This window comes from Pelagivirga sediminicola, assembly GCF_003072125.1.
Lineage (GTDB): Bacteria > Pseudomonadota > Alphaproteobacteria > Rhodobacterales > Rhodobacteraceae > Roseovarius > Roseovarius sediminicola.
In genome coordinates, this window is sequence record NZ_QCYH01000007.1 from 46,621 (window position 1) to 70,837 (window position 24,217).

A 24,217-nucleotide genomic window follows, 5' to 3' on the forward strand; every position below is an offset into this window, starting at 1 on the left:
TCACACACCTAGATAAGCCTGCAACTTGCCCGTGTTCGCGTCCAGATCCGCATTCTGGATCATGTCGATGACGCGGCCCTGCTCGACCACATAGTGCCGGTCGGCCACCGATGCGGCAAAGCGGAAATTCTGCTCGACCAGCACGATGGTGAACCCTTCTTTCTTGAGTTTCTGGATGGTGCGGCCGATATGCTGGACGATGACGGGGGCGAGACCCTCTGTCGGCTCGTCCAGCAGCAAAAGCCTGGAGCCGGTGCGCAGGATCCGCGCGATGGCCAGCATCTGCTGCTCGCCGCCCGACAGTTTTGTTCCCTGGCTGCGCCGACGTTCCTTGAGGTTGGGGAAAAGATCGAAAATCCGCTCGACGCTCAGACCGCCATCGGCGATGCGCGGCGGCAGCATCAGGTTTTCATCGACATTGAGGGACGAGAAAATGCCGCGTTCTTCGGGACAGATCGCGATGCCGAGCCTTGCGATATGGCGCGACTGCATCGCGATGGTTTCGGTCTCGCCAAACCGGACCGACCCCTCGCGCCGCGGCAACATCCCCATGATCGCCAGCAGGGTCGATGTCTTGCCCGCGCCGTTTCGGCCCAGAAGCGTGACGACCTCGCCGGTGTTCACTTCGAAATCGACACCGTGCAGCACATGGCTTTCCCCGTACCAGCCATGCAGACGCTCGACGCGCAAAAGCGCGGATTTGGTTGCGGTTTCAGTCATAGCCCGCTCCGATATAGGCCTCGATCACCTCGGGCGATTTGGATACCTCATCATAATCGCCCTCGGCCAGAACCTCGCCGCGCGCGAGGACAGTGATCCGGTCTGACAGGTTGGCGACGACCGACAGGTTATGCTCGACCATCAGGATCGTGCGGTTTTTCGCCACGCGCTTGATCAGCGCCGAAATACGCTCAATATCTTCCTGCGCCATGCCGGCCATCGGCTCGTCCAGCAGCAGCATTTCAGGCTCAAGCGCCAGCGTCGCCGCGATTTCCAGCGCGCGCTTGCGGCCATAGGATAATTCGGCGGCGCGATGATGGACGAATTCGGACAGGCCGACCTCCTCGATACGTTCGCGGGCCGCATCGTCAAAGCGCGTCAGCGATTTCTCAGAGCGCCAGAAATCAAAGCTCTCGCCGCGTTTGCGTTGAAGCGCGACGCGCACATTCTGAAGCACGGTCAAGTCAGGGAACACCGCCGATATCTGGAACGAACGCACCATGCCCAGCCGGGCAATCTGCGCAGGGGGCAGGCGGGTGATATCGCGACCCTCGTAGTGGATTGTTCCACGAGTCGGTTGCAGAAACTTGGTCAACAGGTTGAAAAAGGTAGTCTTGCCAGCGCCGTTGGGGCCGATCAAAGCGTGAATCGTGCCTTTTTCGACCTTGAGATCGACGTCATTGACCGCGACGAACCCTTTGAACTCTTTGGTAAGCCCGCGCGCCTCGAGCACAATACTCATATTGGCCTTCATCCTTTTTCCATCCCGGCTGCTCACCGACGTTCAAGCCTGTCGGTAATTTGTACAGAGCGGGAAATTCCACGCTAACGTATGGTCTCGAAAAGTAAATAGATGGTGCACTGTTTGATATTCGCGCCGGTTATTCATGTGTGGAATGCTAGCTGCCGCTGTTCAAGACTTTAAGAATCTTACTTTTTTGAAGTGGAAAGCGCTTCGATGCCCGCACCACGCCAGCGGCGCTTTGGCCAAAAGCTGCGAGATAGAACTCATTTGGCGTATCCCGATCGATGGCCTAGACTATTACGCGATGGTGCAGCTTTTGATCGTTTATCATTCCAAGACGGGTGGCAGTCGTCAGATGGCCGAAGCGGCCTGTTCGGCGGCATGCGAAGAAGTGACGACAGTCTTAAAGACCGCGCAAGAGGCCGGTCCCGAAGATTTGCTGGGGGCAGACGGTTACATCTTTTGCGCACCGGAGAACCTCGCCGCGATTGCGGGCGTGATGAAGGATTTCTATGACCGGAGCTATTATCCGGCCCTTGGACGTATCGAGGGGCGCCCATACGCACAGATGGTATGTGCCGGCTCGGACGGAGAGAGCGCGGCCCGCCAGACCGCGCGCATCGCCCAGGGTTGGCGGCTGAAGGACGTTCAGCCGCCATTGATCATTTGCACCCACGCGCAGACACCCGACGAGATTCTGGCCGAGAAGACGATCCCCGAAGAACAGCTTGCCCTTTGTCGCGACCTTGGCGCGGCGATGGGTGCAGGGCTGAGTATCGGCGCGTTTTGACGAGGCTATGGACTCGTAACCAATTGCGTCATCCATGCCCGCGCCGTCATCGGCCATCCCGGCCGTGCCTCCACCTCGCTGCAGCGGAGGCGCATCGCGGCGGTCCACATGCCATGCGCTACGGCACGCGCGGCCTTACCGCAGGAAGCCCCGGAAGCGTCGCAACGCCAGCATGAACAGCACCGTTCCGATGATCGCCAGCGCCAGGAATTGCGGCCAGACCGTTGCGATTCCGGCACCGCGAAACAGGATGCTTTGCGACATCATCACGAAATGCGTGTTCGGCGCGGCCAGCATCAGGGTCTGGATGATCTCGGGCATGGATTCGCGCGGGGTCAGCGCCCCGGACAGCACTTGCAGCGGCAGCAGGACCAGCATCATCAGCAGCGCGAATTGCGGCATGGTGCCCGCCACGGTTGCCAGATAGACGCCCATCGCCGTCATCGCGAACAGCATCAGCACCGAACCGGCCAGAAACAGCGGCAGCGATCCGGCGATCGGCACCGCCATCACCCCTTGCACCACCACCGCCAGCGAAAACGCCGAGGCCAGCAGCACGACCCCGCCCATCGACCAGATCTTGGACAGCATGATTTCACCCGCCGTCACCGGCATGACCAGAAGATGCTCGACCGTGCCATGCTCCTTTTCGCGGATCAGCGCGGCACCGGTCAGGACCAGCGACAGCATGGTGATCGACTGCATCACACTGGTGATCGCGCCGAACCAGACCGGATCCAGCGACGGGTTATAGCGCGCCCGCAGGGCCAGCCCCACGGGGAGCGCGGGAGGCGCCCTTCGCCCGGCGACATATTCCGACACCTCGGCATTGACGATCTGCTCGATATAGCCGTTGCCGGTGAACGCCTGGCTCATCCGCGTCGCATCGACGTTCAACTGCATCGCGGGTGCCTTGCCTGCCAGAACGTCACGTTCGAAATCGGGCGGAATGTTCAGCGCGAATGTATCAATCCCCGCATCCATGCGCGCGTCCATCTCGTCCGTGGTGATCATGTTCGGCGGCAGGAAGTAGGGCAGGTAGAAGGCCGATTTGATGCGCGAGGACAGGTGCGACTGGTCCTCGTCCACGATCGAGATCGTGGCCTTGGCCAGCGCCTCGGGCGCGGCGTTGGAGGAGGTCCAGATCGACAGGCTGAAAGAATAGACGATCAGGATCAGCATGACCGGATCACGCAGCAGGCCGCGCAACTCCTTGAGGCCGAGATTCCAGATATTCTTGAAATTCACGGGCGCTACCTCGCCTGTTTCTTGAGAAAGAGCATGGCGACGCCCAGGATCACCGGCACCGCAAGGCCCATGGCCAGCATCGGCTGGATCATCTCGGCCAGACCGAAAGCCTTGGAAAAGGCGCCGCGCGCCACTGTGATGAACCATGTCGTCGGATAAACCGTCCCGATGAGCCGACCGAAACCGGCCAGCGACGCCACCGGGTCAATCAAACCGGCGTAGGAGATCGCCGGGATCAGCGTCAGCAGCGCGGTGGCAAAAAGCGCCGCGACCTGGCTGGCGATGAACACCGACACCAGAAAGCCGAGCGCGGTCGTGGCGATGACATAGATCAGCGCGGCGAGGGTAAAGGCCGCCAAACTGCCACTGAAGGGCACGCCGAACAATATCCGCGCCATGGCCATCATCAGAAAGAAGTTCAGCATTCCGATGGCGATATAGGGCAGCTGCTTGCCGATCAGGAATTCGAACCGCGTCACCGGCGTGACATAGAAATTGATGATCGAGCCCAGTTCGCGTTCCCGCGCGACCGAAAGCGTCGTCAACATCGCCGGAATGATCAGCAGCAGGATCGGGATCACCGCCGGCACGATGGCAATGATCGAGCGCACGTCGGGGTTATAGCGATAGCGCGTGACCAGTTCGAAATCGCCGATCAGTGCGGCCGGGCCAAAGGTCTCGCGGATGTGGCGCCGGATCCAGTCGGCATGCATCCCTTGGACATATCCCTGAACGGTGGTGGCGCGCTGCGGCGCGGCGCCGTCATACCACGCGCCGACCTCCACATCGCGGCCCCGCGCGATATCGGCGGCAAAACCGGGCGGGATCTCGATGGCGAGGCTGATCTTGCCCGCACGCATCTGCGCGTCCAGATCGTCGTAATCAGTCAGCGGCGGCCGTTCGGTGAAATAGCGCGATCCGGCGATATTCTCGATATAATCGCGGCTGGTGGTGGTCTGGTCGCGGTCAATCGCGGCAAAGGACAGATCCTCGACATCCATGTTGATGCCGAAGCAGATCACGATCATCAGCAGCAGGCTGCCGATCAGCGCCATTGCAAGCCGGATGGGATCGCGCCGCAGTTGCAGCGCCTCCAGCTGCGAATAGCTGAGCAGGCGGCGCAGGCTGAAGCGCGAGGGCGCGCCGGGCGTGGCATCTGCGACGGTCTCGGGCAGGGCCTGCGCAGCGGCCTCCGGCGCGGGGGCGGCCTCGTCCTCGCTGATGGCCTCTTCCAGATATTCGATAAAGGCCGCTTCCAGCGTATCATGCCCTTTGGATGCGGCGATCTCCCTGGCCGTGCCGGTAACCATGACACGTCCCGCATGCATCAGGCTGATCCGGTCGCACCATTCGGCCTCGTTCATGAAATGGGTCGAGACGAAGATCGTCACCCCGTCATTGCGCGACAATTCCGCCAGACTGCGCCAGAATCCGTTGCGCGCCACCGGATCGACGCCCGATGTCGGCTCGTCCAGGATCAGGATTTCCGGCCCATGGATCATTGCAACCGCCAGCGACAGGCGCTGGCGAATGCCCAGAGGCAGCGCCTCGGGCATGCTGTGGATCACGTCTCCAAGGCCAAAACGGTCGATCATCGCCTGCACGCGGGCGGGGATCGCGGCCTCCTCCATCGAGAAGAGGCGCGCATGCAACTCAAGGTTCTGCAAAACCGTCAGCTCGGAATAGAGCGAGAACGCCTGCGACATGAACCCCACGCGCCGGCGCACGGCAAGGTTGCGTGCGTCAACCTCGTGGCCGAACAGCTTGGCATGGCCTTCGCTGGGCTCCAGCAGGCCGGTCAGCATCTTCATGGTCACGGTCTTGCCGCAGCCGTTCGAGCCGAGAAACCCGAAAATCTCGCCGCGCCGGATGCGGAAGGAGACGTTGTCAACGGCGGTGAAGTCGCCGAACCGTCTGGTCAGGCCCTCGGCCTCGATGGCGATCTCGTCATTGCCGCCCTGATAGGGCGGGATCACAAGGGTCGCGTCCTCGCCGCGATCCTCCTCGGGCAGCAGCGCGATGAAGGCATCGTCCAGCGTCTTTGCCCCGGTCTGCGCCAGCAGCGCCCCCGGCGTATCCGCGGCCAGTACGCGGCCCGCATTCATCGCCACCAACCAATCGAAATCCGCCGCCTCCTCCATATAGGCGGTGGCGGTGATCACGCTCATCTGCGGGCGCTCGCCGCTGATGCGTGCGATCAGATCCCAGAACTGGCGCCGCGCCAGCGGGTCGACGCCGGTTGTCGGCTCGTCCAGGATCAGGAAATCGGGGTCATGGATCAGCGCGCAGCAGAGGCCCAGCTTCTGCTTCATGCCGCCCGACAGCTTGGCGGCGGGGCGGTCGCGGAAGGGCAGCATGCCGGTCGCGCCCAGAAGGTCCGTGCTGCGCCGCGCGCGCTCGGCCTTGTCATGGCCGAACAGGCTGCCGAAGAAATCGAGGTTCTCCTGCACCGACAGCGTCGGATAGAGGTTCTTGCCCAGACCCTGCGGCATATAGGCGATGCGCGGGCCAACATGGCGGCGATGCGCCGCGTCGCGCATATCGCCGCCCAGCGCATGCACCTCGCCCTCTTGGATCACCCGCGCCCCGGCCAGCAGCGACAAGAGGCTGGATTTGCCCACACCATCGGGACCGATCAGCCCGACCATGCGCCCGGCGGGAATGTCCAGCGTCACATCATCAAGCGCCGTGACGTTGCCATAACGCAGGGTGAGGTTGCGAACACCGGCGACCGGCGCGCGATCCCCGGTCATTTCACTACATTGGCGAGCGATTCCGGCCATTCGGCATCCGCGTCCAGCCGGATATAGGCCATGCCGGGCAGGCCCGTCTTCACGTGCTCGATATACCGCATCAGCAGTTCCGGTTCGATCCGGGCGCGGACGCGGAACATCAGTTTTTCGCGCTCATCGGCGGTCTCGACCGTCTTTGGGGTGAATTGCGCCACATCCGCGACATAGGACACGGTGGCGGGAATCACGAATTCCTGCGCCGCGTCCATCACCAGACGCACCTCGGCGCCGGCCTGCACCCGGCCCGCCTGCGAGGTCGGCAGGAATACCGTCATGTAGACATCGCCCAGATCCACAAGGCTGAGGATGCGCCCGCCGGAGCCGACGATTTCACCCTCCTGCGCGATCAGGTACTGGATGCGCCCGTCGCGGGGCGCGGTGAGCGTGGCGTCGTCGATGGTGGCGCTGATCACGTCGATGGACGCCTTGGCCGCCTCGATCGCGGCCTCGGCATCGACCACCTGCGCCTTGGCGCTGCTGATGCCGGCCTCTGCGGCGGCTTTGGAGGCCTCGGCGGAGGCCACTCCGGCCTTGGCCTGACGGTCGCGGGCCTGATCATCGTCCAGCACCTGCTGCGAGATGGTGCTCGACTCGGCCAGCTGGGCCGAGCGGGCATAGCGCTGCGCGGCGGCGTCCGCCACTGCCTGCGCCTGTTCGACACCGGCGACGGATGCGCGCTCCTGCGCTTCTGCCTGCGCGACCAATGCGTTCGCCGTCTCGACACCGATCTTGGCGCGCCTCAGCTGCGCCTCTGCCTGACGGCGCTGGGCATTGAGCTGAACGACATCCATCTGCACCAGCACATCGCCCTGGCTGACGAAATCACCCTCGGCTGCGGTGATCTCGGCGATGCGGCCACCGGTCAGCGCGGCGATGTCGATCTCGGTCGCCTCGATCCGGCCATTCGCGGCGGCAAAGCCCTCCGGCAGATCGGGCGCCTGCAATTGCGTCCATCCAAGATATCCGACAACCAGCGCGACCAGAACGATCACAGGGGCAAATTTTCTGATATTCGATTTCGACATTCCCAATTCCCCGGTCAAAGTCGCGCGCGCCCATGACAAGCCGCGACACTGCAAAATGCGTTTCGCCAGTTAAGGCGTTTCGCGAATAACTTGGAACACAGATTTTCGCGAAACGCCCGCGACATATCAGCGTGGCGCACGTTTCGCCTCTTGTTGATGCGCAGGTCAAAGGCGAGACGCTTTAATCCAAGTCTTGGTGGGACATCCCGCCGGATATGTCAAACGACATGCAGCCCGTTCAGGGCTTGCTGGAAAATCTCGATCTTCGCGCCAAAGACGCGATGCATGGAAGCTTCGGCCGCAATCTCAAGCCCGCAGCTCAGACATTTCTCCGCCAGTCCGAGTGGATATGCACCAGATCAAGCCCGCTGGTTTCATTCTCGATGATGTCGAGCACCCTTGGCGGCACCAGCGGCAATTCGTTCACCTGCTTGCCGGTGGCATTGGCCACTGCGCAGGCGATCGTCGCTCCGACGTTCAGAATGGGAACCTCGCCCGCTCCCTTGGTGCCCAAAGGTCCGATGGATGGCGCGCCCTCGAACATCTCCAGGGTGATCGGTATTGCGTCCCCCACACCGGGGATCTTGTAGGTTTCAAAACCGCTTTGATCGATGCAGCCGTCGCCATTGATCGTCATTTCTTCATGCAGGGCATATCCCAGCCCTTGCACGACACCGCCCTGAACCTGGCTTTTGATGGCCCGTGGATTGATTGCACGCCCGACATCCTGCACCACGCGATAGTTCAGCACGCTGATGCGTCCCGTGGCCTTTTCGATCGCGATGTCGCAGTTGTGGACGGCGAAGACCGGGATATCGATCGCATCGATGAAATGGCCGGCGGCGCAACCGGGCATTGACGGTGTTCCCGGAGCAGTAAACGCGCCGCTGCCGGAAATGGGACCATGCCGCACCTCCGCTTCGGCGATGACGGTCTGGATTGTCATTCCTGACCCCGCACGGCCGGCGATTTCGATCCGCCCATTGCCCAGAACCAGCTTTGACACCGGCGTTTGCAGCATTTCGCTGGCCACCGACAACAGCTTCTGGCGCACCTCGGCGCACGCGGCCGTGCTCGCCGCGCCGATCGAGACGGTCGTGCGCCCGCCGCCGACGCCAAGATCGCGCCCTGATGCATCTGTATCGGCCGTCTTGACGATCACCTTGTCGGGATGAATGCCAAGTTCCGCCGCGACCATCTGGGGCAGGGATTGCATCATCGTGCCGGATCCGATCTCGACCCCGGAGGTGACCAGTGTCGCGCTGCCATCTGCGTTGAGGATGACCGACGCCGCGGACGGGCCGACGAAGATGAACCATGTGCCAACCGTCGTCGCCTGACCATAAAGATAGCGATCGGGATCGATTTCCGGCTGCGGATCAGCCCCGATCAGGCGCTCCATGCGCTCAAGCATGGGTTTGAGGACATCGCCCTGAAACACCTGCCCCGTCGCCCCCAGCGATCCGTCGCCCACGACATTCCTTTTGCGGAATTCCATCGGATCCATTCCGATGGCCGCGCAAATCTCATCCGTATGCCGTTCGAGCGCGAAGGTATTATAGACGCCATTGCAGGCCCGGAACGCCCCGTTCGGGGCCGTGTTGGTGTAAACCGCATGCGACGCGATCTTGGTTGCCCCAAGCCGGTAATTCCCGCCCAAGGTATGCGCGGTCATGGTGGTCAGGAACACCTGCTCGCCCCCATAGGCGCCGCAATCCATCAGCACGGTGCCTTCGCGCGCGGCAATCTCGCCCTCTGGCGTGACCGCCGAGCGCAGTCGTATTTCGGCATTCTCGCGTGACAGGCACGTCAGCATCTCCTCTTCGCGCGAGTTGATCAGGGATACCTTCTGCCCGGTCTTGCGCGCGAGGATCGCGGCGTATGGCTCCAGCGAGCAATCGAACTTCAGGCCGAATCCGCCGCCGACGGGGGGCACGGTCACGCGCACCTGCGAGGGCGAAATTCCCAGCGCCATCGCGGTGACGTTCTTGACCGTCCAAGGGGCCTGCGTCGAGGTTACGATGTGGTATCTGCCGTCCTCAAAACTGGCGACGACCGCGCGCGGCTCGAACGAGACATGGTTCTGCCGGCCCACGCGGTAGCACCCCTCGACGATCGTGACGTCGTCGCGCGCGAACGCGGCATCCGTGTCGCCGCGCTCCACCGTGGCCGTCCACGCGATATTGCCGCCCCGCGCGGCGCCGCTGAACAATATCTCGTAATCTTTCCAGTCGGGGTGGATCAGCCGCGCCCCCGCTTGCAGCGCCTCTGCCATCGTGAGAACCGGCTCGACAGGGTCAATCCGGAGCACAACCTTGGCGGCCGCCGCCTTGGCCTGATCGAGGGTGTCGGCCGCAATCGCGAGGATCGGCTCGCCATGATAGCGGATGTCGGTCGAGGCAAAGATCGGGTGGTCGGCTATGCCCAGGCCGTGCCGGTCCGGCGCATCCTCGCCGGTGGCTATTGCGCGCACCCCTGGCATCGCAAGCGCGGCGTCCACCTGCAGCGCGGCGATCCTGCCGGCCGCCACGTCCGACCTGACCAGAACGGCGTGCAACGTGTCAGACCCGGCCTGATCGACGGTGTATTTCGTGCGCCCGCGCACCTTATCGCCCGCATCGCGGCGCGGGTAGTCCATCACGGCGCCCGATGGCTCCAGCTTCTGTGTCATCGATTTGCCCTCTCATCTGCCTGAACGGACATCACGGCATCGACGATTTTCTCGTATCCGGTGCAACGGCACAGGTTTCCGGCCATCGCCGTCTTGACCTCGGCCCGGCTGGGCGAGGGGTTTCGTTTCAGAAAATCGGTCATGCTCATCACCATCCCTGGAAAACACATCCCGCACTGAACGACATCATGTTCGACAAAGGCGGCCTGCACCGGCGAAAACCCCTCGGGCGAGGAAATCCCTTCGATCGTGGTGACGTCCGCACCTTCCAGCAAGCCCATCGGCCGCAGGCAGGACGGAACGGCCTGACCGTCGATATGGACGGTGCAGGCGCCGCAAAACCCCTCGCGGCAGACGTCCTTGGCCCCGGTCAGCCGATAAGTCCGCCTCAGCGCATCAAGGAGGCTGTCGCGCGGATCGCCGTCATATGTACGAATCTGTCCGTTTATGGTCAGCCGGATCGTCATGTCGCGTTCCTTTCACGCTGCGCCCGAAGGTCGGCGAAGGCCAGCCGCACAAGATGCGGCAAGACCCGCACGCGATAGCTGCCCTTCGCATCGACAGCATCGCGGCCGGTGAATTCTCCAAGATGGGCGCGGGCTGTCGTCTCGGCCAGATCGGGGGACAGGTCCTGCCCAGTCAATGCCTGCTCCAACGCGGTCCAGCGCCGCGCCGCCGACTCGACCGATCCCACGGCAATGCGAAGCGCCGCCAGCTTGCCGAGGTCGTCCAGCGTCCCGCAAACGCTGACGATCGCGACGGGATAATCGCCCGCGGCGCGCATCGTCAGGCGTGCATGGGCGCTGATGGCCTGCGTTCTGGGAAGGACGGCCTTTATCACCAGCTCGCCGTCGGGGCGCGCCGTTCTGGTGCTCAGATAGGTCTCAAGCGCGATCGCGCTGCGCCCCTCGGCGCTGATGATCTCCAGTTTTGCATCCTGCGCCAGCAGCGCAGGAACGACATCGGCGGCGGCGAAGCCTGTTGCGCATATATTGCCGCCAACAGTGGCCAGGCGGCGCACGCCGGGATTGGCTGACGTGCCGCCGGCGGCCGCCAGGCCCTGAAACTGCCCGTCACCCGCAAGTGTGTCTGCCAGTTCCTGATGGGTGGCCAGCGCGCCGATCGTCACGGCGTCATCCGTGCAGGTGATGCCCTTCATCTCTGCGATCCGCGTCAGGGAAAGGTAGTTTTGCGGCACCGCCTCCTTGCGCAATGGCGCGCGGATCAGCCATGTCGCCCCGGCGATGGGCACAAGGCCGCGGGCCCTGTCTGCCAGCATCGCGGCCGCGTCGTCGATGCTATCGGCGAAACAGATTTCACCTGACTCGGATATCATATTTCATGCTCCTCGCTTTTGGCTGGGCAACAAGGCCGTTCATCCAAATCTCGCCGGTCGGCATAGGGCGCAGGGACCAAGGCGCCCCGGCCCCGGTTTCAGCGCCCGCTCATTATCATTCTGTAACGCAGCTGGTCGAAGATCACGGCCAGGATCAGAAGTGCGCCCAGCAGAACCATCTGCATGTAGGAACTGACCTGCGCCAGGTTCATGCCGTTCTGCACCAAGATTATGAAAAAGCCCCCCAGCACCACGGTTTCCACGCGCCCCAGCCCGCCCCGGAGCGACACGCCAGCGATGACGCATGCGGCGATGGATTCCAGCGCGATGGTGCCGCCCAGATTTGCCTCGCCCGTCTCCACGCGTGCGGTCAGCAAAAGACCGGTCAGCGCCGCAATCAGCGAGCAGAGGATATAGGCTATCATAAGCGTCCGGCGCGTGTTTATCGCCGAAAGATGCGCCGCCTTGATGTTGCCGCCCACGGCATAGATCTGCGCGCCAAGACGGGTGCGGGCCATCAGCACCCACATGGCCAGGACGCAAAACGCCGCCGCGATGACCGGCACCGGCACGCCCCACAGGCGGCCGAAGCCGAAGACGTTGCCAAACGCGTAGGGCAAGCCCGACACTGGAACACCGCCGGTAAGAAACAGGGCCAGCCCCGCCCCGACGGAGGAGACACCCAGCGTCATGATGAAGGGCGAAACCCCGAAGACCGCGACGCCGATGCCGTTGATGCCGCCCACAACCAGCGCCGAACCGAAGCCCGCCAGCGCGCCGATGGCGATGGCCAGCCACACGGCGTCAGGAAAGACCGGCGCCATGGCCACCATGACCGAGGCGGAGACAACCGACGCCAGCGCGATCACCGTCCCGACCGACAGATCGAAGCCCCCCGATATCAAGACCAGCATCTGGCCGAGGGACACGAGGATCAGATAGACCGACTGGCGCCCGACATTCACCAGGTTTTGCACCGTCAGAAACTTGTCCGACAGCAGCGCGAACACGATCAGCGCAATTCCCAGGAAGAATGGCAATACCCCCAGACGGATGAACATGCGTTTCAATAGGTTGTTGCGCGGCGCGCTATCGGTGGCGGTCGTCATGCGGACTCTCCGTTGTCATCAAAGAAGTAGCGCAGCACGTTGTCTTCCGTGCGCGCGTCGCCGGTCAGTTCGGCACTGATGCGACCCTCGGTCATCACCAGCACCCGATGTGAAAGATTCAGCACTTCGGGCAGGTCGGACGAGATCACGATCACCGCCTTGCCAGAGGCCGCGATATCACCGATCAGGCGATAGAGGGCGGCCCGCGTTCCCATATCGACGCCGACCGTCGGTTCGTCAAAAATGTATAGGTCGGTGTCATGCCCAAAACTTTTGGCAAAGAGCACCTTTTGCTGATTGCCACCGGACAGCTGCGCGACGACTTGCGATCGATAGCTGTCGCGCAGCTCGACCTTTTCAAAGATGTCTCCGGCGACACTGCGCAGCGCGCGGGGCCGGATCATCGGGCCGCGTGCCTCGCGGCCCATCATCAGGTCAATCTCAAGGTTCTGCCAGCTGCTCTTGGCCAGATCCAGCCCCTCGTCCTTGCGGTCCGAGGACAGGTAATGGATGCCCGCGCCGATGACGTGCCGTGTCGGCGCACCGGTGATATCGCGGCCTTTCCAGTGGACCGTGCCGCCATGGATTTTCTGGATGCCCATGATGGCGCGAAAAAGGCGCGATTTACCGGCCCCGACCAGGCCCGCCATGCCCAGCACCTCGCCCCGCCGGGCGGTGACGGATGCACCGCGCACGCCCCATGCAGTAAGGTTTTTCACCTCAAGCAGCACGTCGCCGGGGGCGTGCGGGATGTCTGGATAGATGTCGCGAATGGCACGGCCCGCCATCATCTCGACCAGCGTCGCCTCGTCGGTATCGGCCATCGCCGTGGTGCCGATGTATGCGCCATCGCGAAGCACGGTGACGCGATCGGCGATACGCTCGAATTCGTTGATGCGGTGCGAGATATAGATGATCGCAACGCCGCGTTCGCGCAGCCTCAGGATCGTGGCGAAGAGATGATCGACCTCGCGGTCGGTCAGTGACGCGGTCGGCTCGTCAAGGATCAGGACCTTCGGGTCGCCGTGGAACGCCTTGGCAATCTCGACCATCTGCTGCTGCGCGCGCGACAGATGCACGACGGTTTCCCCCACCGGAACATCAAAGCCCAGCGAATCCAGCAGCGCCTGAGCGCTCTTGCGCATGGCGCGGTGATCGGTGAAGGGGCCATAGCCCGGCTCGCGCCCCAGAAACATGTTCTGCGCGACGGTCATGGTGGGGATCAGTGAAAACTCTTGGAAAACGGTGAAAATGCCAGCCGCCTGCGCGTCCGCAACCGTGCTGAACTGCACGTTCCTGCCGTCGACCAATATCTCGCCGTCGGTGGGGGTGTTCGCACCGGCCAGCAGCGAAATGAGCGTTGATTTTCCGGCGCCATTCTCACCAAAGAGAACATGCACCTCGCCGCGCCGCAGATCGAAATCGACCCGGTTCAGCGCGATCACGCCGGGATAGGCGCGCGTCAGGGCGCGGGTCTGGATAATGGGTGTATCTGTCATGGTGTCAGCCACGTCCGGGCGGCGACGCGCGCCGCCCGAAACCTGTTGGCCTCTTTTTTCACTCGACCGAGAACACGGGCGAGAAATCTTCCGGGGGCAGGACGGTGTCGCGATCGGTGTCCGCGATATTGTCCTGATTGATGACGTAGATCTTGGGGCCGACATGCTTGATGTAGTCCTTGCCCTCCAGAATGCGCACGGCCTGATCGACCGCCATGCGTGACTGGATGACCATCGAGTCGGCCGGCGCCGCGGTGATGAAGCCACGCTCGATCCCGGTCCAGACACCGGGCGTCAGGTAAAAGGCGAGAATACCCACCTGATCCAGTCCGCGCGCCCGAACGACGCTTTGCGCGACTTCGGCGGTGACCGCGGTGCCGGCGATGTAATCCACATCGGGATTGGCCTGCAGAACGTCCTCGACCAGCTTCAGCTGCGCCTCCTTGCCGGTGTCGCCATAGCGCGGCTCCAGCACCTTGACGGCGGAGCCTTCGACCGCGTCCATGAAGCCGGTATTGGCCGCCTCGACCCAGCCCGCGCCCGCCGGGCCGGGGAACCAGCCGACCGTCACCTCGTCGCTGCCTGCTGGGTGTTTTTCGGCCAGGTAATTGCCGATCTCGCTGCCCATCGTGTTGAACGAAACCAGCGCTTTGCCCGCGATCCTGTCCGACGAGATGCCGTTGATGACGTCGATCACCGGAATATCCTTGTCCGCCACTTCGGAGATGACGCTGTTCAGGCCGTCGCTGGAAATCGCGCCGACGATCACGGCATCGGCGCCGCCAGCGACACAATCCTCGATCTGGCTGATCTGGTTGGCCAGTTCGGTATAGCCGCCCGCATCGGTGACATTCAGCTTGACGCCAAGCCGGCGCGCCTCCTCGACGAGGCCATAGTCGACACCCAGCCAATAGGCGTCCTTCATATGGGGAAGAGAGGCGCAGATGTTCCACGGCTTCTCGGCCTTTTCCAGCGCCTCGTAGGTGACCGGCGCGCGCTCGCCGTCGGCGGCGAAGGCGGGCGTCGTTTCCTCGGCCGGGTAGGGGAACCACGCCTCTTGCGCCATCGCGGCGGCGGGAAGCAGCGCGCCGAGCGCCGTGCCCAGCGTCAGTTTGGTCAGTGTCTTCGTCATTATCAGTTTCTCCCTTGGTTTTCTTATGGGCGGGCGCCATGCCCGCCGCTTTGGTCTTGCCGCGCGCGCCTTATGTCAGCGCGCTGCGGATCTTCTCCAGCCGGTCGCGGCGCTCGGCCCGCGCGCTCAGCGCGGTGTCCATGTCCACGCGGCGGAAATGCACGGCCGTGTTCGGCTGTAGCTGTCCGATCAGGTCCATATCGGCCGAGATGATCGCGCCGACGGTGAAATACCCGCCGCCCGACACCGCATCGCGGTGCAGCACGATCGGCTCTGTTCCGCCGGGGATCTGGATCGAGCCGTAGCTGTAGCAGCCATCGACGATGTTCGACGGGTCCGAGCCCGCGCCGAAGGGCTGATCGCGCTCGACGAACTCCATCGGGCGCCCGCCACGAAAACGGTATCCCATCCGGTCCGCTTCGGGCGCGACCTTCCATTCATCGTCAAAGAACTGCTCTTGCGATTTTTCGGTCAGGCGGTGCCAGTAAAGACCGGGCAGAACGCGCAGCTCCACCGGCTTTGGCAGCTCGGCCAGCATCGCGCGGTCCAGCGTGCGCTCGCGGGCCTTGGCGCCGGGCTTGCCCACGGGCACCACATCGCCCGCCGCCAGCGCGCGCCCCTCAAATCCGCCAAGCGCGCCGATGGGATAGGTCGCGCGGCTGCCAAGGGCCGGGGGCGTGTCGATGCCGCCTGCGAACGCGATATAGATCCGCGCGCCGGTTTTCAGATAGCCGAATTTCAACGTCTGCCCCGCCTTGACCGGAAAGGACGACCAGCAGGCGCGCTCCTCGCCGTCAACGAAAACGGGCATTTCGGCGCCCGCGACGGCCACCAGCGTGTCATGCTGAAAGGTCAGCTCGGGGCCGATGAACACGGCCTCGAGGCCGGCGGCATCCTCGGGGTTGCCGACCAGCATGTTGGCGATGCGCATCGCCGCGCGGTCCATTGCGCCGCCCTCGGGGATGCCGAGGTGAAAATAGCCGGGCCGCCCCAGATCCTGGATGGTGGTCAAAAGGCCGGGTTTGACAACTTCAAACGTCATTGAGAGCCTCCATCAGCTTGGCGTTGGTGCCGTCCATGTCGGCGTTGAAATCTTCCAGATCGAAGGTCACTTCGGCGATGCGCGGCTTGTAGGTGCCATTCTCGACCGCCTTCAGGATCCGGTCATATTCGGCGCGGTCGATCGGCTTCCACTTGACGATGTCGCCGGGTTTGAAGAAGACCATGAAGTCCTTGAGATAACTCACCTTCTGGTCCGCATCGAAGATGGTCATCGGCGTGATGCCGAACATCTGGTAGCCGCCCGCCCCGCGCACGGAATAGACGCATGAGAAACAGCCGCCATAACCCACGGTCTGCTTGGGCGTATCGGTGCGCGGCTTGAGGTATTTCGGCACCTCGATCTGCTTGTCGCGGCCGACCAGCTGGTACAGGAATGGCAGCCCCGACACGAAGCCGACCATGGACACGAACCACGGCGCCGAGTGATGCGCCTCGATGAACGCGCCCACGCTGTCATAGCCGTTGATGCGCGCGGCATAGTCCAGATCGGTGCCCGACGGGTCCTGATGGCGCTCGCGAAAGCGCATGACGCACTCATGCGTCCACGGATCCTGATAGAAAACCGGCACTTCTATGATGCGCGTCTGCAGCCGCTTTTCGGCGTTGATGGCTTTCTCTTCCATCTCCTTGAGCTTGGCCAGCATATCCTCGGGCGCGATCACGTCCGGGTCATAGCGCACCTGAAAGGACGCGTTGGCCGGGCAGATCTCGCGCACGCCGTCGATATCCGCGTCCTTGATCGCGTTGCTCATTGCGAGCGATTTGAAGAACGCGTCGAGCGACATCTCCTCGTCCATCTCGACGAAGATATGCTCGTCGCCGCCGTATGAATACCGTGTCTTCACGATGCTCCTCCTGTCTGGTCGGTGGTGAGGTTGCCCGCGTCCAGCCACGGCTCCAGCCATTGGGTGTGGATGCGGCCCGCGCGCACGTCCGCCGACTGCGCCAGCGCCTTGTGCAGCGGGATGGTGGTTTTCAGCCCGTCGATGCGCACCGCGTCCAGCGCGCCCGCCATCTTGTCGATCGCCGCCTCGCGGGTGGGGGCATGCACGATCAGCTTGCCGATGAGCGAGTCGTAGAAGGGCGGGATCTGGTAGCCCTTGTAAAGGAAATGATCGACGCGGATGCCGTCCGATTCCGGCAGATCCAGTGTGCCGACGACGCCGGGAAAGGGCATGAACTTCTTCAGCGGATCCTCGGCGTTCAGCCGCACCTCAATGGCGTGGCCGTTCAGCGTGATCTCCTCTTGCGACACGGGCAGCGGCTCGCCGCCCGCGACGCGGATCATCAGCGCCACCAGATCGAGGCCGGTGATCATTTCGGTCACCGGGTGTTCGACCTGAATGCGCGTGTTCATCTCGATGAAATAGAACTTGTCGGCGCGCGCGTCATAAAGATACTCGACCGTTCCGGCGCCCAGATATTCCACCGCCTCGGCCAGATCGACCGCCGCATCGCACATCGCCTGCCGCGTCGCTTCGGGCAGGCCGAAGGCCGGGGCCTCCTCCCATACCTTCTGGCGGCGGCGCTGGAGCGAGCATTCGCGCTCGAAGCAATGGACCGCGCGCGTGCCGTCAGCCAGAACCTGCACCTCGATATGGCGAGGCTGGGGGATGACCTTTTCGATATAGATGCCGCCGTCGCCGAAGGCGGCTTGCGCCTCCTGCCGGGCTTGCGGCGCGAATTTGGCCAGATCCTCGGGCGTCCTTGCGATGCGGATGCCGCGCCCGCCGCCGCCGGCGCTGGCCTTGATCATCACCGGATAACCGATCCGCTCGGCGATTTCGGCAGCGGTCTCCATGTCGTCCACGCGCCCGTCCGATCCGGGCACGACGGGAACGCCCGCCGTTCCGGCGGCCTGCCGGGCCGAGACCTTGTCGCCCATGCTCTGGATCGTGTCGGCCGACGGGCCGACGAAGATCATCCCGGCCTCTACCACCGCGCGGGCAAAGGCGGGGCTTTCGGCCAGAAAACCGTAACCGGGGTGCACCGCGTCCGCGCCTGCATCCTTGGCGGCCTTCACCACCGCGTCCACGTCCAGATAGGATTTCGCGGCCTGCGCGGGGCCGATACAGACCGCCTCGTCCGCCATGCGCACGGCCAGCATCTCGGCGTCGGCCTCGGAATGGGCCTGAATGGTGTGGATGCCCAGCGATTGCGCGGCGCGCACGATGCGCACGGCGATCTCGCCCCGGTTGGCAATGAAAAGACGCTCGATGCCCATCTTATTTCAGCGTCGCCAGAACGTCACCTGCGGACACCGCCGCCTCGTTCTCGACCGAATAGCCGCCGAACGTGCCGGCCTCTTCGGCCTCCACCTCGATGAAGGATTTCATCACCTCGACCAGTCCGATGGTATCGCCCGCAGCGACGGCATCGCCTTCGGCCTTGAAGGGCGCATCTTCGGGCGAGGGGCGATGATAGAAGGTGCCGGGAACGGGGGATTGGATATCGGCCATGGGGTATTCTCCTTGAAAAGGGTCAGTCGGTTGAACCTTGCGCCAGCACGTCGCTTGCCGGTGCAATGGTGATGTCATTCTCGCTCAGGATGGAGCGGATCGCGCGCAGGATATCGACGGCGCCGGGCGTGTCGGAATGCACGCAGATCGATTCAAACGCGACGTCGATGCTCTTGCCGCTGGTCGTCTCGACGGTGCCGTCCTGGCAGGCGCGCAGGCATTTGCGCGCGATCGCCTCGGGGTCCAGCGTGGTGGGCTTGCGGGTAAAGACGATCATGCCGTCATCGGCATAATCGCGGTCCGAATAGAATTCGCGCACGACGGGATGCGACAGGCGCTTTGCCACCTCGTAGGTCTTGGACGCGCCCATGCAGAACAGGATCAGATCGGGGCTCATCTGCTGCAGCGTCTCGACCAGGTGGCGCGACAGATCCTCGTTGCGGGCGGCCTCCATGTAGAGCGCGCCATGCGGTTTGACATGCTGAAGCGATATCCCGTGACGGCGCCCGAACTCGCGCAGCGCGCCGATCTGGTAGAGGACATCGTTGACCAGCTCATCGGGCGCGGCATCGATGCGGCGGCGGCCAAAGCCTTGCAGGTCTTTATACGCCGGATGCGCGCCCAGCCCCACGCCATGCGCCTTGGCCAGCGCGGCGACGCGGTTCATCGAGTTGGGATCGCCCGCGTGAAACCCGGTGGCGACGTTGGCCGAGCTGATGACCTCCATCAACGCCTCATCAGGCGCATCCCCGTAGGACCAATGGCCGAAGCCCTCGCCCATATCGCAATTGAGATCGACGATCTTGCGCATGACATATTCCCCGCGAGCCAGTTTCAAAGGAAAGCTTGCGTTACGCGCTGGCGTTTGTAAATTGCGACTTTCCGAACCTGTGTTATCGGATAATCCGATATCTTATATTTCCGGGCAACTTATGAACCTTCGCCAATTGAAATATTTCGTGGCCACCGCCGAGACGGCCCAGGCCAGCCGGGCGGCATCGGCCCTGTCGATTTCGCAATCGTCCGTGACAACCGCGATTCGCGATCTGGAGGCGTCGCTCGGCGTTGCGCTGTTCCTGCGCAAACGGCACGGGATGGAGCTGACCAATGCCGGGCGCGAGCTGCTGACCACGGCCTACGCCATCCTCAGCAAGGTCGAGGATGCGCAAAACCTGCGACAGCGCGATATCGAAACGACAGGCACCATCCGCATCGCGGCCAGTTACACGGTGGTCGGCTACTTCCTGCCCTTCCATCTGGACCGGCTGAAGCAATTGCATCCCAATCTGGACATCCAGCTGCACGAGTTGAACCGTGACAGCATCGAAGAGGGGCTGCTGTCAGGACGCTTCGACTTGGCGGTTCTGCTGACGTCGAACGTCACCGACCCCGGGCTGGAATCCGAGACGCTCTTGCGTTCGACCCGGCGGGTCTGGGTGCCCAGCGGCCATCCGTTTGCAAAGCGGCATCGCGTTGATTTCGAAGATATTGCCGGGGAGGATTACATCCTGCTGACGGTCGACGAGGCGGCGAACACCGCGATGAAATACTGGAGCTCTCAACAGCTGCATCCGCAAATCCGCCTTCGGACCATGTCGATCGAGGCGGTGCGTTCGATGGTGGCCAATGGGCAGGGGATCACCATCCTGTCGGACATGGTTTATCGCCCTTGGTCGCTTGAGGGCAAGCGCATCGCGACCGTCATGACCAACACGCCGGTGCCGACAATGGATGTCGGGCTGGCGTGGCGCAAGGACGTCACCTTTTCCGCGCAGATGCGCCTGGTTCATGACTATTTCCGTCAGGCCTACAATTCGCCCTATCCGGGATGACGGCGGAAGCTTGCGGGCCTTTCTTTGCCGGTCAGGTAATACTGTTGCCGCGCCGATCCAGAAACCGCCGCATCGCGTCCAGCCCTGCGTCAATCCCCTTGCGACCCATGCCGATGCGGAACCGATCCGTCGGCGCCTCGATCAATTCCGAGCGATAGATCGACGCAGGCAGCAGCAGAACGCCCTCGGTCTCGACGATATCGCGGCAAAATGCCTCGACCCCGTCCGCGCCCAGATAGCGCGGATAGGCGACGCAGCCGCCATCGGGGTGGTGCCATTCGAAGAGGGGCGGATAATCGGCAAAGAACGCATCCAGTTTTCTACGGTTCTCGCGCACGATCCCACGGTTCCGCTCCAGTATCCGATCCCGCACCGACAGGGCCGCAACCGCGAGCCGCTCGCTGGGGGCCGATCCGCAGATCGACAGGTAGTGGCGATAGCGCTCCAGCCGGTTCAGCATGTCGCGGTCGCGGCAGGCGATCCAGCCGACGCGCAGGCCCGGCAGGCCATAGGTCTTGGACAGCACGTTGACCGACAGGCCGCGTTCGTAGACATCGGCGACCTGCGGCAGGCGCTTGGATTCGTCCAGTTCCAGCAGGCGATAGACTTCGTCGCTGAACAGCCAGACACCGCGTTCGCGGCACAGCTCGACCAAAGCGTCGAAGGCGGCGCGCGTCGGGATCGCGCCGGTCGGGTTGTTGGGAAAGTTGATCGACACCAACCGGGTATTGGGCCGCATCGCTGCCTTGATCGCGTCGACATCCAGCGCCCAGTCATCATCCTCGCGCAGGGCAACGCCGGTGACCTCGCAAATCTCCAAAGGTAGGGTTTCGGCGGCCTGATAGTTCGGCACGATCACGATGGCATGATCGGCAGGCGTCAGCATGACGCGCATCGCGGCATAGATCCCTTCCTCGATCCCCACAAAGCACTGGATATCGTCCGCGTCGCAGGCGTCATAGGTCTGCGCGATTGCCGCGCGCAGGTCGGGCGCGCCGCGGGTTTCGGTATAGCCCAGCCAGCAATTCATCAGATCGTCCCGCGCACCCTGCCCGGCCATGGCCAGCAATTCGCTGACCGACAGGCTTTCGGCGTCCGAGGCGGTCATGTGGTGGCGGGCGCTGAATTCCCATTTTGCAAAGTGGGTTTCGAGCGCGAAATCTCTCATCGGATGTCCTGTCCTTCTGTCTCTCTTATGTCTTTCAGGGTCGCGTAAAGGGCGGCGCGCGAAATCGCCATGGCTTTGGCCACGTAATCCGGCGCGCCGCGGATCTGCAGAATGCCCGCCTTGTCCAGTTCGGCCAGTATCGCGGCCTTGTCCGCCTTGCGTGCCGCAGCCAGCGTCACCTGACGCGCGCTCAGCACCGTGCCGATGATATCATGCGCCGCCTCGCGCCAATCGCCCTCGACAAGCGGGCGCGCACGCGGATCGGACGCGCTGCCGGTCAGTTGCGCCAGCAATTCCGCCGCGCCTTCCAGATCGCCCGTCAGCATGTTGATGCAAATCATCAGGGTCGGCGTGTCACCGTCACGCCCGACCACTGCCGAGACCGAGCGCAATCGCTGTCCGTCCCAGTTCCGCTTGACATAAGGGCCGACAGCGCCGTCTGCGATATCTGACGCGTGGGGCAGCTCTTCTGATAGCAGCGAAGGATCGCCCGCCATGCGGTTGGAAAATGCGCCCGCGATATAGGCGATGCGTCCGGTTCTCAGATCATGCAGAACGGCCTCGATCCGTCCGGGGATGAGGGACGCGAGCGCATCGCAAAGGGCTTGATACTGCATATGATTTCTCCGCAACGGCCCGGTTGGTTCATATAGTCTGATTTTGGACAAAAAGTATAGATCAAACACGGTGACGAAGGCGTTATGGGTCGAACGTGGTGCTGACGGACCAGCCCGCAGCCCATGGGTCATCTGCATGATGGCCGATACCGCACGATGCGCACCAAAGTTGACACCCAGTGCATTGCGATTGCAGGACGAGGTGCCCGCGCCATTGGAGGCACGCACATCCTATGGCTTGACAGGCCAGGGGCATTGCGCGAAAGCTGCGGCTGATGTTGGTGCCTGCCTCGGCAGGTGAAAAGGGAATGTGCAGCCGCACCATTGCGGTCAAGCACAGCCGCCCCCGCGACCGTGAACGGAAAAGGCCGATCACCGCCACTGGCAACCGCCGGGAAGGCAGATCGGCCATAGGGCCACCCGCCCTGAATCCGCAAGCCGGGAGACCTGCCAGCACACAAAGGACGAAACCGGACGGGGTGTGTCGGTGTCGGGGCGATTCCGGCTGCCGGTATCCTCTCGTCATCTCATGCCTGCGTCCCCGAAACATGGGGCTTGAGGCATGAAAGACAGCGCAGAGACGCCGCCGGATCCAACCGAATTGCTGGTTTGCACCAAATGCCGCCGCGGCCGCACCGAGCCGGGCGATGATCGCTGGCCGGGGCAGGTTCTGTTCGACGCGCTGGAGGCGCTGCCTTTGCCCGAAGGCGTGCGTCTGACGCCGGTCGAATGCCTGCAGAACTGCGATCACGGCTGCACCGTGGCGCTGCGCGGCGGCGCGCGCTGGACTTATGTTTTTGCCAATGTCGATGAGGTGGTCGGCGCCGCCATGATCCTTGACGGCGCCGCGCAATACCACGCGCAGCCCGACGGGCTGATCCCGTGGCGCGAACGTCCCGAACATTTCAAGCGTAACTGCGTCGCCCGTATTCCCCCATTGGAGGCCCCGAATGTCTGACCTTGCGAAACTTCCCGTTACCGTCATCACCGGCTTTCTCGGCTCGGGCAAGACCACGCTGGTGCGCCAGCTGATGCAGAATCCGGGCGGCCGGCGCCTTGCCGTCATCGTCAATGAATTTGGCGATGTCGGCGTCGATGGCGATATCCTGAAATCCTGCGCGATCCGCGATTGCCCGGCCGAGAACATCATGGAACTGGCCAATGGCTGCATCTGCTGCACCGTGGCCGATGATTTCATCCCGACGATCGAGGCGCTGATGGCGCTCGATCCGCGCCCCGATCACATACTGATCGAAACGTCGGGGCTGGCGCTGCCGAAACCGCTGCTTAAGGCGTTCGACTGGCCCGATATCCGCTCGAAAATCACCGTGGACGGCGTGATCGCGCTGGCCGATGCCGAGGCGGTGGCGGCGGGCCGTTTCGCGCCTGACGTGGCCCGCGTCGATGCGCAGCGTCTGGCAGACGAGAGCATCGACCACGAAACGCCCCTGTCCGAGGTGTTCGAGGACCAGATCTCCTGCGCCGACATCATCCTGCTGACCAAGCCCGACCTTGCCGGCCCCGAGGGCGTCGCCCGCGCCAAGGAGATCATCGCTGCCGAATCTCCCCGCCCTATCCCCGTAGTCGAAGTGGCCGAGGGGGTCATCGACCCGCGTATCATTCTGGGGCTGGAGGCCGCCGCGGAGGACGATATCGACGCGCGCCCCTCGCATCACGACGGCGCGGATGACCACGAACATGACGACTTCGAAAGCATCGTCGTGGACATCCCCGAAATCACCGATCCCGCCGATCTGGTCAGCGCCATCGAAGCGCTGGCCAACGATCACAACATCCTGCGGATCAAGGGCTATGCCGCCGTTACCGGCAAGCCGATGCGCCTGCTGGTGCAGGCCGTGGGCGCGCGCGTGCGGCACCAGTTTGATCGCCCTTGGAAGCCGGATGAGGCCCGCGCCGGGCGGCTGGTCGTCATCGCCGAGCATCACGATATCAACGCCGATGTGATCCGCACCGCGCTGGGCGCCGTCCGCGCGGAGGCGGCAGAGTAGCGC

Annotated in this window: 22 protein-coding genes and 1 riboswitch; of the genes, 4 read left to right on the forward strand and 18 right to left on the reverse strand. The window is 63.3% G+C overall.

What is annotated here, in order from left to right; translation table 11 throughout:
- Together DC366_RS12750 and DC366_RS12755 are read right to left on the reverse strand one after the other, a co-directional pair.
- Window positions 1–720, reverse strand: coding sequence for an ABC transporter ATP-binding protein (locus DC366_RS12750; protein WP_108692605.1), 720 nt, complete (start codon window positions 718–720; stop codon window positions 1–3).
- A complete protein-coding gene (locus DC366_RS12755; protein WP_108692721.1) occupies window positions 713–1,462 on the reverse strand; it encodes an ABC transporter ATP-binding protein in 750 nt (249 codons plus the stop codon). The genes DC366_RS12750 and DC366_RS12755 overlap by 8 nt, the downstream gene beginning before the upstream one ends.
- A gap of 307 nt (window positions 1,463–1,769) precedes the next feature.
- Here DC366_RS12755 and DC366_RS12760 point away from each other — a divergent pair, with 307 nt between their 5' ends.
- Window positions 1,770–2,255, forward strand: a complete 486-nt coding sequence (locus DC366_RS12760) for a flavodoxin family protein (RefSeq protein WP_108692722.1) — start codon at window positions 1,770–1,772, stop codon at window positions 2,253–2,255.
- 135 nt (window positions 2,256–2,390) lie between these two features.
- On the opposite strand, the gene DC366_RS12765 is transcribed toward DC366_RS12760, so the two are convergent.
- The 14 genes from DC366_RS12765 to DC366_RS12830 all read right to left on the reverse strand — a co-directional run bounded on the left by DC366_RS12765 (window position 2,391) and on the right by DC366_RS12830 (window position 19,399).
- Window positions 2,391–3,503 carry an ABC transporter permease gene (locus tag DC366_RS12765; RefSeq protein ID WP_108692606.1) on the reverse strand — a complete coding sequence of 371 codons (1,113 nt, stop codon included), beginning with the start codon at window positions 3,501–3,503 and terminating at the stop codon, window positions 2,391–2,393.
- 5 nt (window positions 3,504–3,508) lie between these two features.
- Complete coding sequence (gene rbbA / locus DC366_RS12770; protein ID WP_207768711.1) at window positions 3,509–6,256, reverse strand: ribosome-associated ATPase/putative transporter RbbA; 2,748 nt, start codon at window positions 6,254–6,256, stop codon at window positions 3,509–3,511.
- A complete protein-coding gene (locus tag DC366_RS12775; RefSeq protein ID WP_108692608.1) occupies window positions 6,253–7,320 on the reverse strand; it encodes an HlyD family secretion protein in 1,068 nt (355 codons plus the stop codon). The genes rbbA and DC366_RS12775 overlap by 4 nt, the downstream gene beginning before the upstream one ends.
- A 319-nt stretch (window positions 7,321–7,639) precedes the next feature.
- Complete coding sequence (locus DC366_RS12780) at window positions 7,640–9,991, reverse strand: xanthine dehydrogenase family protein molybdopterin-binding subunit (RefSeq protein WP_108692609.1); 2,352 nt, start codon at window positions 9,989–9,991, stop codon at window positions 7,640–7,642.
- Entirely contained in the window at window positions 9,988–10,458 is a 471-nt protein-coding gene (locus DC366_RS12785) for a (2Fe-2S)-binding protein (protein WP_108692610.1), read from the reverse strand. The genes DC366_RS12780 and DC366_RS12785 overlap by 4 nt, the downstream gene beginning before the upstream one ends.
- Complete coding sequence (locus tag DC366_RS12790) at window positions 10,455–11,327, reverse strand: FAD binding domain-containing protein (RefSeq protein WP_108692611.1); 873 nt, start codon at window positions 11,325–11,327, stop codon at window positions 10,455–10,457. Before DC366_RS12790 ends, DC366_RS12785 begins: the two co-directional genes overlap by 4 nt.
- A gap of 98 nt (window positions 11,328–11,425) precedes the next feature.
- Window positions 11,426–12,436, reverse strand: coding sequence for an ABC transporter permease (locus DC366_RS12795; protein WP_108692612.1), 1,011 nt, complete (start codon window positions 12,434–12,436; stop codon window positions 11,426–11,428).
- A complete protein-coding gene (locus tag DC366_RS12800; protein WP_108692723.1) occupies window positions 12,433–13,935 on the reverse strand; it encodes a sugar ABC transporter ATP-binding protein in 1,503 nt (500 codons plus the stop codon). Before DC366_RS12800 ends, DC366_RS12795 begins: the two co-directional genes overlap by 4 nt.
- Window positions 13,936–13,993: 58 nt before the next feature.
- Window positions 13,994–15,067: a TMAO reductase system periplasmic protein TorT gene (torT, locus tag DC366_RS12805; RefSeq protein ID WP_108692613.1), complete on the reverse strand. Its 1,074-nt coding sequence runs from the start codon at window positions 15,065–15,067 to the stop codon at window positions 13,994–13,996.
- A gap of 70 nt (window positions 15,068–15,137) precedes the next feature.
- Window positions 15,138–16,109, reverse strand: coding sequence for a 5-oxoprolinase subunit C family protein (locus DC366_RS12810; protein ID WP_108692614.1), 972 nt, complete (start codon window positions 16,107–16,109; stop codon window positions 15,138–15,140).
- Window positions 16,099–16,974, reverse strand: a complete 876-nt coding sequence (locus DC366_RS12815; protein ID WP_108692615.1) for a 5-oxoprolinase subunit B family protein — start codon at window positions 16,972–16,974, stop codon at window positions 16,099–16,101. Before DC366_RS12815 ends, DC366_RS12810 begins: the two co-directional genes overlap by 11 nt.
- The gene (locus DC366_RS12820; RefSeq protein WP_108692616.1) at window positions 16,971–18,353 is read right to left on the reverse strand and encodes an acetyl-CoA carboxylase biotin carboxylase subunit; all 1,383 of its coding nucleotides are present in this window, start codon (window positions 18,351–18,353) and stop codon (window positions 16,971–16,973) included. The genes DC366_RS12815 and DC366_RS12820 overlap by 4 nt, the downstream gene beginning before the upstream one ends.
- Before the next feature lies 1 nt (window position 18,354).
- Entirely contained in the window at window positions 18,355–18,588 is a 234-nt protein-coding gene (locus DC366_RS12825) for an acetyl-CoA carboxylase (RefSeq protein WP_108692617.1), read from the reverse strand.
- Between the two features lie 22 nt (window positions 18,589–18,610).
- A complete protein-coding gene (locus DC366_RS12830) occupies window positions 18,611–19,399 on the reverse strand; it encodes a 5-oxoprolinase subunit PxpA (RefSeq protein ID WP_108692618.1) in 789 nt (262 codons plus the stop codon).
- A 121-nt stretch (window positions 19,400–19,520) separates the two neighbouring features.
- Here DC366_RS12830 and DC366_RS12835 point away from each other — a divergent pair, with 121 nt between their 5' ends.
- Entirely contained in the window at window positions 19,521–20,420 is a 900-nt protein-coding gene (locus DC366_RS12835) for a LysR family transcriptional regulator (RefSeq protein ID WP_108692619.1), read from the forward strand.
- 31 nt (window positions 20,421–20,451) lie between these two features.
- Here DC366_RS12835 and DC366_RS12840 read toward each other — a convergent pair whose 3' ends face one another.
- Both DC366_RS12840 and DC366_RS12845 read right to left on the reverse strand, forming a co-directional pair.
- Window positions 20,452–21,588, reverse strand: coding sequence for an aminotransferase class I/II-fold pyridoxal phosphate-dependent enzyme (locus DC366_RS12840; protein ID WP_108692620.1), 1,137 nt, complete (start codon window positions 21,586–21,588; stop codon window positions 20,452–20,454).
- Window positions 21,585–22,205 (reverse strand): PAS domain-containing protein, encoded by a 621-nt coding sequence (locus DC366_RS12845; protein ID WP_165802906.1) that lies wholly within the window; start codon window positions 22,203–22,205, stop codon window positions 21,585–21,587. The genes DC366_RS12840 and DC366_RS12845 overlap by 4 nt, the downstream gene beginning before the upstream one ends.
- Before the next feature lie 262 nt (window positions 22,206–22,467).
- A riboswitch (cobalamin riboswitch) is annotated at window positions 22,468–22,674 on the forward strand.
- A gap of 93 nt (window positions 22,675–22,767) precedes the next feature.
- Here DC366_RS12845 and DC366_RS12850 point away from each other — a divergent pair.
- Window positions 22,768–23,163, forward strand: coding sequence for a DUF1636 family protein (locus DC366_RS12850; protein ID WP_108692622.1), 396 nt, complete (start codon window positions 22,768–22,770; stop codon window positions 23,161–23,163).
- Window positions 23,156–24,214, forward strand: a complete 1,059-nt coding sequence (cobW, locus tag DC366_RS12855) for a cobalamin biosynthesis protein CobW (RefSeq protein ID WP_108692623.1) — start codon at window positions 23,156–23,158, stop codon at window positions 24,212–24,214. The genes DC366_RS12850 and cobW overlap by 8 nt, the downstream gene beginning before the upstream one ends.
- Window positions 24,215–24,217: the final 3 nt, after the last annotated feature.